Here is a 13,013-nt window from a genome sequence, read left to right on the forward strand (position 1 = left end):
GGTGAGGTATTCCTCACCCTGAACCGTAATCCGTCTTGCCCTCAGAATACCACAATCAGCCGCTGAATACGTTTCCGGTACCCGGCGCTGCCTTCAGCACCCACACGCGTCCGTAGTGGTTATACCAGCCTGCACGATGGCCGGCATCCGGGCCGATGCCCTGATAAATGTCGAAGTGCTGGCCTTTGATCGCCCCACCCACGTCCAGCGCCACCATCAGGCGTAATTCATACTTGCCATTGAATTTGCCGTTGTTGTCGAGGAGTGGAACTTCCGCCAGCAGCGTAGTACCTGCCGGGATAATCGAACGATCCGATGCCACAGAAGCGCGGCCAATCAGCGGGACGGCGCTCGCCCCTTTCACCGGCGCAAAGTTCTGCGGTTTGAAGAAGACAAACGATGGGTTCTGCTCAAGCAGCTCACGCACTTCCGCTTCGCTGTGTTTTTCGCCCCACTCGCGGATCGCCTGCATCGACATATCTTCTCGTTTCACTTCGCCACGGTCGATGAGTACCTTACCGATGCTGCGATAGGCATGGCCATTTTTCCCGGCGTAGCTAAAGAAGTTCAGCGGCGAGCCGTCGCCAAAATCAATATAGCCGCTGCCCTGCACGTCCATAATGAAGTTGTCCATCAGGGAGTTGCTGTAGGCCAGCACGTAATTTTCGCTCAGCGCGCCAGCGTAGATCTCGGCGCGGGACGGCAGACGACCGCGTTTCGGCGGCATACGGTAAATGGGATACTGGAACTCGCCCTGGCGTGTGTGTCGCGCCTGGACAACCGGGGTGTAGTAACCGGTAAACTGGACGTTACCGTAGTTATCCGCCCCCTCCATCTGCCAGGCATCGATACCAAACTGGCGCATATTGCGGGTATCACCGCCTGCACGCAGCCAGTCCTGCACGGCGCTATAGACGTTGTTCTGCGAACCGTATAAACGCGGAGAAGCAGTGCGGATCTGGTAGACCTGCTCGGAGAAGTCTCCGGCATTGATCGGAGCGCCCACGGCGTCTGGCTGGTTAACTAAAGAGAAAGGCTGGGATAACTTCCCGTCTTTATACTGTTGACCGCGATCGGTCGGTTTGGAAGAGCAGGCCGCAAGAATCGCCACCATTGCGCCTGTCATCAGATACTTCGCCCAACGTCCTTTCATTATATCTCGTCTTTTAGTTGCCCAATTCCGCGAGATGAAGATAACAAACCCACCGTGTTAATGAAATGCAATCGCCTTCCCTTTGGCAAATTCTGCACAAAAAATAGTCCAAAGTGGCTTTTGCCGTTCATTTTGCATACAAAATAATGAATTATGTGAAAAAGGGGTTGCATCACAAACCTATCCGAGTATAGTGCGCTTCCACGGACGCGGGGTGGAGCAGCCTGGTAGCTCGTCGGGCTCATAACCCGAAGGTCGTCGGTTCAAATCCGGCCCCCGCAACCAATTAAAATTTGATGAAGTATCTTCTACGACTGTAGAAAGACGGACGCGGGGTGGAGCAGCCTGGTAGCTCGTCGGGCTCATAACCCGAAGGTCGTCGGTTCAAATCCGGCCCCCGCAACCAATCAAATTTGAAGAAGTAAGTTTCTACAAGTGTAGAAAGACGGACGCGGGGTGGAGCAGCCTGGTAGCTCGTCGGGCTCATAACCCGAAGGTCGTCGGTTCAAATCCGGCCCCCGCAACCAATCAAATTTGAAGAAGTAAGTTTCTACAAGTGTAGAAAGACGGACGCGGGGTGGAGCAGCCTGGTAGCTCGTCGGGCTCATAACCCGAAGGTCGTCGGTTCAAATCCGGCCCCCGCAACCAACACTTCTTAAAACAATAAACACCCTGAAGGGTGTTTTTTTGTATCTGGCGTTTGTGAAAATGCCGGGCATGATACCCGGCTTAATGCCCTACCCCCGCCGCGCCAGCGTTTCCCCGTCTGAGAAGTAGGCCCGGATCCCCGCCAGAATCGACTCCGCCACTTCCTGCTGGAATTTAGCCGTCTTGAGCTTACGTTCCTCTTCCACGTTACTGATAAACGCGGTTTCGACCAGAATGGATGGAATATCTGGCGCTTTCAGGACCGCAAATCCGGCCTGCTCGACGCTGTTTTTGTGCAGCTTGTTGACCCGGCCCAGCTTGCCCAGCACCGCTTTACCAAACTTCAGGCTGTCGGTAATGGTCAGCGACTGCACCATATCAAACATCGTATGGTCGACGTAACGGTCGCCACTTTTGCTCACACCACCGATTAAATCCGAGGCGTTCTGCGTGTCCGCCAGGTATCTCGCGGCGGTGCTGGTCGCCCCTTTCGTTGACAGGGCAAACACAGAGGAGCCGCTCGGCTGGCGGCTGGTGAAGGCATCCGCGTGAATAGAGACAAACAGATCCGCGCGCTGCTTTTGCGCTTTTGCCACGCGGACCTTCAGCGGGATAAAGACATCTTCGTTGCGCGTCATGTAGGCGCGCATATTGCCCTCTTTGTCGATCAACGCCTTCAGACGACGGGCAATTTGCAGCACCACATCTTTTTCGCGGGTGCGATATTTCCCGACTGCGCCGGAATCTTCTCCGCCGTGGCCAGGATCGAGCATGATCACAATCGGGCGATCGCGCCCCGCCTTGCCCGGCTGTGGGCCACTTTGCGCTGGCGGAACCTGGCTGTCGAGATCGCCTTTGTTGTAATCCTCAAGTAATGCCAGAAGCGGATCCTGAATATCCGTCGCATTCGCCGGATAGAGATCCATCACCAGACGCTCCTTAAAGGCGGCTACAGGCGCAAGGGCAAAAAGCTGAGGTTTCACGTTCTGCTTCAGCTCAAACACCATGCGCACGGTTTGCGGATCGAACTGCCCGACGCGCGCCGATTTAATAAACGGATCGTCGCCACGGATCTGAGCTGCCATGCCTTTAAGCACGGAGTTGAGGTTCACACCTTCGAGATCAACCACCACACGTTCAGGATTGCTGAGGGCAAATTGCTTGTATTTCAGCACGCGATTGGACTCGACCGTCACGCGCGTATAGGTCGACGACGGCCAGACGCGCACCGCGACTACCTGGCTTGTGGCGGCAAGACCCACCTGGCTGACGCTAAGCAACCACATCGCCCCGGCCCCTTTTAACAGGCGGCGGCGGCTTATTGCTGAATTGGATCCCGACATGCTTCTCCCGAGCAAGAAATCTGATTGATGAACAAAACGCCCAAATTGACCGAAAACTTTAACGAATGACGCATAAACTGTCATCTATAAAAGGGTAAACAATCATACGTTAACGCACGGATTACTTATTATTTTCTGTGGGTCGCAGAAAATTTAGGCTTGCACACGCGGCCACAATCGAATAAAAATACAGAAATTACGAATAAACATTCACTAAGGGTTGTGTCATGGTTAAGGAACGCAGAACCGAACTGGTCCAGGGATTCCGCCATTCTGTTCCCTATATCAACACCCATCGGGGAAAAACGTTTGTCATCATGCTTGGCGGCGAAGCCATTGAGCATGAAAACTTTTCCAGCATCGTCAATGATATCGGCCTGCTGCACAGCCTCGGCATCCGTCTGGTGGTGGTGTATGGCGCACGTCCGCAAATCGAAGCCAACCTGGCCGCTCATCACCATGAGCCGATCTACCACAAACACACGCGCGTGACGGATGCGAAAACCCTCGAGCTGGTCAAACAGGCGGCGGGTCTGTTGCAGCTCGATATCACCGCCCGCCTGTCGATGAGCCTGAATAATACGCCGTTGCAGGGCGCGCACATCAACGTGGTGAGCGGCAACTTTATCATCGCTCAGCCGCTCGGCGTGGACGATGGCGTGGATTACTGCCACAGCGGCCGCATCCGCCGTATTGATGAAGAAGCCATTCACCGCCAGTTAGACAATGGCGCGATCGTCCTGATGGGACCCGTTGCCGTCTCCGTAACGGGTGAAAGTTTTAATCTGACCTCAGAAGAGATTGCCACCCAGCTGGCCATCAAGCTGAAAGCGGAAAAAATGATCGGCTTTTGCTCCTCACAGGGTGTCGTGAACGATGAGGGCGTGATTGTGCCAGAACTTTTTCCGAATGAAGCCCAGGCGCGCGTCGAAGCGCTGGAAGCAGAAGGCGATTACTATTCCGGTACCGTGCGTTTTCTGCGCGGCGCCGTTAAAGCGTGCCGTAGCGGGGTGCGCCGCAGCCACCTGATCAGCTATCAGGAAGACGGCGCGCTGTTGCAGGAGCTGTTCTCCCGGGACGGGATCGGTACGCAGATCGTCATGGAGAGCGCCGAGCAGATCCGCCGTGCCACCATCAACGATATCGGCGGCATTCTGGAGCTGATCCGTCCGCTGGAACAACAGGGCATTCTGGTTCGCCGCTCCCGCGAACAGCTGGAGATGGAGATCGACAAGTTCACCATCATTCAGCGCGATAACCTGACCATAGCCTGTGCGGCGCTTTATCCGTTCCCGGAAGAGCAGATTGGCGAAATGGCATGCGTCGCCGTGCATCCTGATTACCGTAGCTCCTCACGGGGGGAGCTGCTGCTTGAACGCGTGGCGGCACAGGCGCGCCAGATGGGTCTGAGCAAGCTGTTCGTGCTTACCACGCGCAGCATTCACTGGTTCCAGGAGCGCGGCTTCACGCCAGTGGATATTGATTCCCTGCCGGAAAGTAAGAAAGAGATGTACAACTACCAGCGCCGCTCGAAGGTGTTAATGGCGGACCTGGGATAACAGTCACCCTCTCCTGCTGGAGAGGGCGTTCACTCAGACAGATTCAAATATCACGCTTAATCCGCTTCTGCGCTCGGTACGGGTGGCTATCGCCTGACTCAACACGCGCTCATCCGCATACAGCGACAGACGCTGGCGCGCACGGGTAATGGCGGTGTAGACCAGCTCGCGGGTCACAACCGGCGACAGCTGGGTCGGCAGGATCAGCGCCGCATGGTTGAACTCGGAGCCCTGAGATTTGTGTACCGTCATCGCCCATGCCGTTTCATGCTCTGGCAGGCGGCTGGGCTGGACGGACTTCACGCTGCCGTCCGGTAGCTGGAACCAGACGCGCAGTCCGTTACCGCGATCGAGCGCAATGCCGATATCGCCGTTGAACAGCCCCAGCGCACTGTCGTTGCGGGAGATCATCACTGGCCGGCCCTCATACCATCGCGAATGCAGCTGACGGTTAATTTTGCGCTTCTGCACCAGCAGCTGCTCCAGCCTGTCGTTCAGGCCCGTGACGCCAAACGGCCCTTCCCGCAATGCGCACAGAAGCTGGTATTCGCCAAATGCGGCGATGACCTGCCCGGGCTGACTGCGCTGCTGCACGCAGCTCAGAAAATGCTGGTATCCCTGGAGAGCCTCCTCAAGCATAGCCTGATACTCTTCCCCGCTTTGCAGCGATTTCTTTTCAATGTCAGTGAAGGAACCGTCAAACACCGTACGCGTGGCGTGCCTGTCGCCACGGTTGACCGCCGCAGCCAGCTGGCCGATGCCGGAGTCGCTACCGAAACGGTAGCTTTTTTGCAGCAGGCACAGGCTGTCACGCAGTGCGCCCGCGATCGGCGTGTGATCGGGTTCAAGCGAGCAACCGGTCAGACGGGCGAGCTCCTGCGCCCGCGCGGGGGTATAACCGTAACTGGCATAGGTACAGATATCTCCCAGCACCGCCCCGGCTTCTACAGAGGCGAGCTGGTCGCGATCGCCCAGGAAAACCACGCGCGCATGGGGTGGCAGCGCATCGATCAGGCGCGACATCATGGTCAGGTCGATCATGGAGGCTTCATCTACCACCAGCACGTCCAGATGCAGCGGATTGCCCGCATGGTAGCGCAGCCGCTGGCTACCCGGCTGCGCGCCGAGCAGACGGTGCAGAGTACTTGCTTCTCCCGGGAAAAGCGCAAGCTGCTCCTGGGTGAGCGGCAGCTGTTGCATCGCGCCGCCCAGTGATTCGGTCAGACGCGCCGCGGCCTTCCCGGTGGGCGCCGCCAGACGAATACGGCATCGCTGCTCGCCTGAAAGCTGTATCAGGGCTGCCAGCAGCTTTGCGACGGTCGTTGTTTTCCCCGTTCCCGGGCCGCCGGATATCACCGAGATCCGCCGCGTCAGGGCGACGGCTGCCGCCACTTTCTGCCAGTCTGTGGCCTCACCGGAGTCAAACAGCCTGTCCAGCGTCTGACGAAGCTGCGCTTCGTCGCAGGGAAGCGGCGCATTGGTCTCACTAAAGAAACGCGCTACCGTCAGTTCGTTTCGCCACAGGCGGTTCAGGTATAAGCGCTCCCCCGTGAGGATCAGCGGTGCCTGGTTGTCTCCCGGCCCGACGGCTGACGATTCACGCAAAATTTTCTGCCAGTCCACCCTTTCCCCCAGCAGCGCAAAGCAGGACTGGAGGACAGGCGGCATTTTCTCGTCAACCACCAGACGCGAGAGCGGCAGACACACATGCCCCTCTCCGGCGTCTTTACTCAACAGGGCAGCGGCAAGCATCACGGCGGGCTGGTCAGCGGCAATCATTATGGCAAACTGCACGTCCAGCTGACGCAGCACGCGTTGCTCTACCGCATCCAGCAATAAGTCCTGCATCGTCATGCCATCTCCTCCGTGTTTGCTGCAAACAGGTTATCCATTTTATTAATCAATTCCGCATCCGGACGGGTGCTGAAGATCCCGGAGCGCGGATCGGCAGCATCAACCCCGCGCAGGAACAGGTAGATGACGCCGCCAAAATGATCGTCGTAGCGGTAATCCGCAATACGGTGGCGCAAATAGCGGTGCAGCGCCAGGGTATAGAGCTGATATTGCAGATCGTAGCGATGCATTTGCATGGCGGCCGCCATCGCCTGCTGGGTATAGGCTTCGCTGTTCTCGCCCAGCCAGTTTGATTTGTAATCCAGCAGGTAATACCGTCCTTCGTGACGGAAGACCAGGTCGATAAACCCTTTCAGCATGCCCTGCACCTGACGGAAGTTCAGCGGCGGGCAACCGGCTGACAGCGGATCGTACTGACGGATAAGCGCATCGAGCGCGTCGGCCTTAAGCGGGCCTGCGACAGGCAGATAAAACTCCATCTCAACCTGCTTATTTCTGGCCGTTAACTGGCGAAGAGAGAAGCCCTGCGCCGTCAGCGGCGCCTGCAAAATGGCGTTGATCCAGTCAGTGAGAACGGGCTGCCAGTGCGCGTCATAGCCTCCGCTCTGCAACATCTTCAGCACCCACTCCTCACTGACAGGCTGGGTGAAATCAAGCTCTTCAAAAAGGCTGTGCAAAAAGGTGCCCGGCGACGCGCCGCGTGGGAACTGATGCGGAGTTAACGTCGGTTCAACCGGAACATCGCCCACCCCTGCGGCATCCACGTCCAGCTTCGGCATGAGATCCTGCGCAATACTTTGCCCGTGCTGTTGCAGACCAGAATAGCTGGTGACGCGCCAGTCGTCGGCAAGCACCCGTGTGATCTGGCGCGCGTTAAGATCGGTCGCGGGCTCTTGCGCCATTTCCCAGCGGCTGTTGTCTGGCAGGGAGGGGATATGCAGGGCGATATCGTCTCCGCAAAGCGACTCAATACAGAGGCGCAACCCCGCCGCATCTTTCGGCTCACCACGCTGAATAAGCCGCCCTAACGCGCTTAAATGGAAATCGCTTTCCCCTGTTTTCTCCCCGCGACGGCGGAAAACCGGCGCGACACCCAGGCTGCAATGCCAGACAGAACGGGTCAGCGCCACGTAAAGCAGGCGCAAATCCTCCGCCAGACGCTCCGCTTCTGCCAGCTCAACGCTGGTTTCCGCCTTGCTGAGATCGAGCACCGCATCGAAAGTCTCTCGGTCATGATAATAGGCCTGATCCTGAACGCGGTAGTTGGCGATAAAGGGCAGCCAGACCAGCGGATACTCGAGACCTTTCGATTTGTGAATGGTGACGATTTGCACCAGATGCTTATCGCTCTCAAGACGCATCTGCTGGCTTGAGGCGTTACTGTTTGGATCCGCGATTTGCTGCGCCAGCCAGCGCACGAGGGCATGTTCACTTTCAAGCTGGGTGCCGGCTTCCTGCAACAGTTCGCTGATGTGTAAAATATCGGTAAGACGCCTTTCACCGCCGGATGACGCCAGCATATTTTCGGCAAGCTGACGCCGCGTCATCAATTCGCGCAGCATCGCCATGACGCCGCGTTTTTGCCAGCGTTCACGGTAATGGACAAACTCTTCCACCACCGCATCCCATGCGTTTTCGTCATGGTTGAGCTCATCAATATCGCGCGCGTTCAACCCCAGCATAGAGCTGGCCAGCGCGCTTCGAAGCGTATTTTCGCGCTCTGGCGCCAGTACCGCCTGAAGCAGCCAGAGCATTTCCTGGGCTTCCAGCGTGTCGAACACGCTGTCGCGGTTAGAGAGATACACTGACGGAATATCCAGCAGCGTTAGCGCATCGCGGATTAGCGCCGCTTCCTGACGACTGCGCACCAGCACGGTAATATCAGAGGCTTTAACAGGATTTGCCTGTTCCCCCTTCCACAGCAGCGCCTCGCCGCGCGCGCCTGCGCTCAGCCAGTCACGGATTTGCGCGGCGCAGTGCTGGGCCATCGCCGCCTGATAGTCGGCAACCCCATAGCCTTCCCCTTCCAGCAGCCAGAAGGTCATGGCGGGTTGCACCGCGCCACTGACTTCGAAGCGCAGGGATGCGTTTTTTGGGGCGGATTTCACCGGCAGGAAAGGGATTTCATTGAACATGAACGCCGTCTCCATACGGCTGAACAGCGCATTGACGCTCTCAACCATCCCCGGCGCGGAACGCCAGTTGGTGTCTAACGTGTAATGTGCGACAACCTCACTACGGGCTTTCATATAGGTGAAGATATCTGCCCCACGGAAGGCATAAATCGCCTGTTTAGGATCGCCAATCAACAGCAGGGCCGTGTCGGGCTGCTGTCGCCAGATGCGGCGAAAAATGCGGTACTGCTGAGGGTCGGTGTCCTGAAATTCGTCAATCATCGCCACCGGAAAACGGGTACGGATCGCGCTGGCGAGCGCTTCACCATTCTCGCTGGACAGCGCCTCGTCCAGGCGGCTTAGCATGTCATCAAACCCCAGCTCGCCCCGGCGACGTTTTTCGCGCGCGACGGCCTGGCGGATCTCCGTCATGGCGCGGGTGATCATCAGGTCATTGAGCGTTAATGGCTCCGCTAGCAGCGCTTCAATCGCCACAAACAGGGGATGCTCAGGCACAATGCCGTCGGCTTTGGTTCGCTCAGTCAGAAAGCTCTGCGAAAATTTTTCCAGTGCGTCCGGAAGCTGGTAGCCCCGCGTCTCCTCCTGGGCCCAGGCGCTGATCTTTTCGATCCACTTTCCCTGGTTCCCACGGTTGAACTTGCGTCTGTCGATGCCTGAGTTTTCGATGATTGCATCAATTTCACCAACCGACTCATTCCACTTCTGCTTAAGCGCGGCAATTTTGGCGACGATCTTTTCATGGCGCGAGGCCAGCGTTTCATCGGCAGGCGGCGGAGATTTAATGACCGGCGCTTCGCCTTGCAGGTAACGGTCGATGGCGCGAAGAAGCTCTTCCGGACCTTTCCACAGGGCGTGAACCGCTTCGGCAATGTCGCGCTGCAACGGATAACAGTGACGACGCCAGAAATCCGCACAGGCCTGATAGCGAAGCTCGGATTCATCTTCAATAAGCTGCTGCTCAAAGAGCATGCCGGATTCAAACGCATTCAGGCTCAGCATGCGCTGACAAAAACCGTGAATGGTGAAGACGGACGCTTCATCCATTTGCCGCTCGGCCAGCAGCAGCCATTGCGCAGCCTGTTGTTTATCCGCAATCTCGTCCAGCAGGCTGGCGTAGAGGGGGTTATCCGTCGTCTGACGCAGACAGGCGATGCGCAGCTCATGAATGTTGCTGCGAATACGGCCACGCAGCTCGGCAGTGGCCGCTTCGGTGAAGGTTACCACCAGCAGCTCTTCCACGCTTAACGGGCGCGAAAAAGCGGCGTTGCCGCCGAGCCCCAACAGCAGACGCAGATAGAGCGCGGCGATGGTATAGGTTTTTCCCGTTCCCGCTGAGGCTTCAATCAGTCGCTCACCCTGTAGAGGTAAACTTAGGGGATCAAGCGGCTCAGCGGTATGGGTCATTCTTTCTTACTCCAGGGCATAGTTTGTTGCAGCGCGCTGACGCTCTTCCAGACGGTCCACTCTTTTGATTTTACGTAGTCCGTTTTCCCGTTCTGGCTGCCAGAAACCTGAGACAGGATGGCCATACCCTGCGGTTTTACTACCGCCTGATGGAAGAAATCGGCAACCTTTTGTGGCGTCAGCTGTTTTATTTCGGCCACTATTTTATCACGCGAATCAAATTTCATATTACCGCGATCAAAATCTTTGCTCAGCTGCGAGGCCTCTTCACCCAGCGTCTGCGGCGGCTGCATCACCTGGGCGATAACCGCCTGCTGGATCTGGGCAAACTCTTCCGGCTTCATGGCACGCAGTTTTGCTTCCGCCTGCGGGAAGAACGCCTGATAACGTTGCCACAGGTAAGCGGGTTGCTTGTCGCTGCTTTGCAGAAGGAAGCCCAGCCCCCACTGACGGCCCACATTCATGGAGAAAGCGAACACCGCATAGCCCAGCTGTTCTTCGGTGCGTAGCTGGTTGTAAAACCACGGCTGAATAATTTGACCGAGCACCGCACTCTGGGCTGAGCTGGTAAATTCGTCATAACCGACAGGGACAAACACCGCGGCCAGCGCGGAATCCGTGCTGCTTCCCGCTTTTTCGAAGATCACGTTCTGTTTTTTCTCTACCAGCACATCCTGGTTACGGCACCACTCATCGCCTTTTGAACCCAGTTGCGCCCGGACGTTTTGCGCCAGCGTTTTAGCCTGATCTTCGCTCATATTCCCTACAATCAGGAACTCAGGACGGGTATTGGTTTTCAGCGCATCACGGTAAGCCAGCACCTCTTTTAAGGTGACTGAGGGCAATAACGCGCGGCGATCTTCGCGCTGGAAGTACGGAATTTGCGACAGCATCTGTGCTGGCATAATCGCCTGATCGTAGGCTTTACCCTTCTCGGCAGAATCCATCATCTGGGCATACCAGGACTTAGCCTGCTCGAGCTGTTCTTCCGTAGGCGTATAGCTGAAATAACCGTCCAGCAGCGCCTGGAACAGCTGCGGCAAACGCTGGGTATAGCCGTTGGCATTCACCATCAGGCCGTTATTGGCGTTAGTGGAGAAACTGATACCGCCAACGGCAGCCTGATTGCTGAGCTGATCGAGGGCAATACCGGCCAGATAATCGTTAAGCGCAAACAGTACCTGGTTTCTGGCGCTGTCCATTGCTTTAGGATTACGCAACACCACGCTGACATCCGCTTTTGGCTCGTCGGCGAAATAGCGGCTTGGGGTGTAGACCACGCGCAGCGTCGGCTCATCAACAATCAGCTCCGGATGCGGATACGCCTTTGCGGGTTTGATCAGCGAGAAATCGTCCGGGATGTAGGGGTTAAGCTCCGGTAACTTCAGCGCAATTTCCCCGGCCTTTTTCTGCCAGTCCGCGAAGGTCTGTTCGCTGATTTTTTCAACCTGATACGGGGCATCAACGAAGTAGGCCATTTTGTTATGCGGTTCGTTCGGGCTGATATACCAGACGCGGGCATTCTGCGGAGTCATCATCGCCAGACGCGCTTTGAGCGCTCCGGCGTCATACTGGTCGGCAATATTTACCGCATCCAGCGTATGTTCCACCGGCACGCGGATCATGGTATCTGCCAGCCACTCAACGTAGTCCATATCACGCGTGATAGAGGGATAGCGGAAATCGAGATCCAGCACGTGCGCCAGCTCGTCAAAGTAGCGTTTATCGACCCCTTTGTCGCGCAGCAGAGAGAGATAACTGAAAATGGCCGCAACGACGTCGTCCCGGTGAGCCAGCCCTTTATCGGTCAGCGTCGCGGAGATGGCCAGCACGCCGCTATTCCCGTTTACGACGGGATCGGAGTCAGCGCGAATACCTTCCACCAGCCCCTGCTTTTGCAGCCAGTCGGAGAGCGTACCCGGGCTGCGGTTGCCGATAAGATAGGTCACCAGCTCGTCGGTTTTGCTGCGGAACTGCGCCGTGTTGTTATCAATACGGAATTCAACGCGTAACACCTTGCGCGGCAAGGCTGGTACATAGTGAATAACAATGCCTTTTTGCGCGTCTGTGACAACCGGCACGTTAATCTGCGGCAGATCGATATTTTTATTTGGCACCCTGCCGTAGGTCTGCGCGGCCAGGTTTGCCAGCGTCGGCAACGGTTTATTGCTGTAGATAACCGCTTTCATCAGATTGGCGGAATAGTATTTTTCACGAAACGCATGCAGCGCATCGAGCACCGGGCTACCTGGCTTGTCGCTCAGCGTTTCAAGGTTGCCGCCTGAGAAGCGCGAACCCGGGTGCGCCGGATTGATGGTTTCAGCGCTAACCTGCGCCATGCGCATACCATCGCGCGTACGCGCCATCGTCAGTTCGGCGTTCACGGCATTGCGTTCACGGTCAGCGTATTTTTTATCCAGCAGCGGTGCGGCGATGGCATCCGCCAGACGGTCCACCGCCCCGTCAAGCGCATCATTTTCCACTTCCAGGTAAAACGCGGTGCGATACGGCGCAGTGCTGGCGTTGTGGCTGCCGCCATGCATTTTCAGAAATTCGGACAGGCTGTCAGGCTGTGGGTATTTTTTAGAGCCCATCAGCGTCATGTGCTCAAGGTAGTGCGCCAGTCCCGGATGGGCGTCAGGATCTTCCAGCGAACCCACCGGCACAACCAGCGCGGAGAGCGATTTCACCGCCTGAGGATCGGAAACCAGCAGCACGGTCATCCCGTTATCAAGACGAATCGCCTGATACTGACGGGTGTCCTTATCGCTCTTACGGATTGTTTCCTTGACAGGTTGCCAACCGGAATCGGCCTGAGTGACGGGAGCCCAAAGGGCGACAAACAAAACAAACGCTTTGAACAAGGTGCTGCCTGGCATTACGACCTCTTTATCACGGCTACATCATTAACAACGTG

The 13,013-nt window shown here is 56.9% G+C and carries 6 protein-coding genes and 4 tRNA genes; 5 read left to right on the forward strand and 5 right to left on the reverse strand.

The window, feature by feature from the left end; translation table 11 throughout:
- Positions 1-55 precede the first annotated feature (55 nt).
- Positions 56-1,153, reverse strand: coding sequence for a murein transglycosylase A (gene mltA, locus ACOTW6_RS20005; protein ID WP_015571742.1), 1,098 nt, complete (start codon positions 1,151-1,153; stop codon positions 56-58).
- 208 nt (positions 1,154-1,361) lie between these two features.
- Here mltA and ACOTW6_RS20010 point away from each other — a divergent pair.
- From ACOTW6_RS20010 to ACOTW6_RS20025, 4 genes are all read left to right on the forward strand, one after another.
- A tRNA-Met gene (locus tag ACOTW6_RS20010) sits at positions 1,362-1,438 on the forward strand.
- A 44-nt stretch (positions 1,439-1,482) separates the two neighbouring features.
- Positions 1,483-1,559, forward strand: a tRNA-Met gene (locus ACOTW6_RS20015).
- Between the two features lie 44 nt (positions 1,560-1,603).
- A tRNA-Met gene (locus ACOTW6_RS20020) sits at positions 1,604-1,680 on the forward strand.
- Positions 1,681-1,724: 44 nt separating this feature from the next.
- A tRNA-Met gene (locus ACOTW6_RS20025) sits at positions 1,725-1,801 on the forward strand.
- Between the two features lie 89 nt (positions 1,802-1,890).
- On the opposite strand, the gene amiC is transcribed toward ACOTW6_RS20025, so the two are convergent.
- The gene (gene amiC, locus ACOTW6_RS20030; protein ID WP_017382840.1) at positions 1,891-3,144 is read right to left on the reverse strand and encodes an N-acetylmuramoyl-L-alanine amidase AmiC; all 1,254 of its coding nucleotides are present in this window, start codon (positions 3,142-3,144) and stop codon (positions 1,891-1,893) included.
- A gap of 227 nt (positions 3,145-3,371) precedes the next feature.
- On the opposite strand from amiC, the gene argA reads away from it, so the two are divergent.
- The gene (gene argA / locus ACOTW6_RS20035; protein ID WP_015571744.1) at positions 3,372-4,703 is read left to right on the forward strand and encodes an amino-acid N-acetyltransferase; all 1,332 of its coding nucleotides are present in this window, start codon (positions 3,372-3,374) and stop codon (positions 4,701-4,703) included.
- A gap of 33 nt (positions 4,704-4,736) precedes the next feature.
- Here the strand turns inward: argA and recD are convergent, their stop codons facing one another.
- From recD to ptrA, 3 genes are read right to left on the reverse strand one after another with little or no spacing between them, the layout of a single operon-like run.
- On the reverse strand, positions 4,737-6,557 hold the full coding sequence (gene recD, locus ACOTW6_RS20040) for an exodeoxyribonuclease V subunit alpha (RefSeq protein ID WP_213789022.1): 1,821 nt from the start codon (positions 6,555-6,557) through the stop codon (positions 4,737-4,739).
- The gene (gene recB / locus ACOTW6_RS20045) at positions 6,554-10,096 is read right to left on the reverse strand and encodes an exodeoxyribonuclease V subunit beta (RefSeq protein WP_213789021.1); all 3,543 of its coding nucleotides are present in this window, start codon (positions 10,094-10,096) and stop codon (positions 6,554-6,556) included. Before recB ends, recD begins: the two co-directional genes overlap by 4 nt.
- Entirely contained in the window at positions 10,093-12,975 is a 2,883-nt protein-coding gene (gene ptrA, locus ACOTW6_RS20050; protein ID WP_213789020.1) for a pitrilysin, read from the reverse strand. Before ptrA ends, recB begins: the two co-directional genes overlap by 4 nt.
- Between the last annotated feature and the right edge of the window lie 38 nt (positions 12,976-13,013).

Origin of the sequence: Enterobacter cloacae complex sp. IR5403 (assembly GCF_049238705.1) — a bacterium.
GTDB classification, from domain to species: domain Bacteria; phylum Pseudomonadota; class Gammaproteobacteria; order Enterobacterales; family Enterobacteriaceae; genus Enterobacter; species Enterobacter hormaechei_C.

Bases quoted from the DNA above. Each gene is read 5' to 3' on its own strand.
- recD (WP_213789022.1), bottom strand. From the start codon at position 6,557: ATGACGATGCAGGACTTATTGCTGGATGCGGTAGAGCAACGCGTGCTG.
- amiC (WP_017382840.1), bottom strand. From the start codon at position 3,144: ATGTCGGGATCCAATTCAGCAATAAGCCGCCGCCGCCTGTTAAAAGGG.
- recB (WP_213789021.1), bottom strand. From the start codon at position 10,096: ATGACCCATACCGCTGAGCCGCTTGATCCCCTAAGTTTACCTCTACAG.
- argA (WP_015571744.1), top strand. From the start codon at position 3,372: ATGGTTAAGGAACGCAGAACCGAACTGGTCCAGGGATTCCGCCATTCT.
- mltA (WP_015571742.1), bottom strand. From the start codon at position 1,153: ATGAAAGGACGTTGGGCGAAGTATCTGATGACAGGCGCAATGGTGGCG.
- ptrA (WP_213789020.1), bottom strand. From the start codon at position 12,975: ATGCCAGGCAGCACCTTGTTCAAAGCGTTTGTTTTGTTTGTCGCCCTT.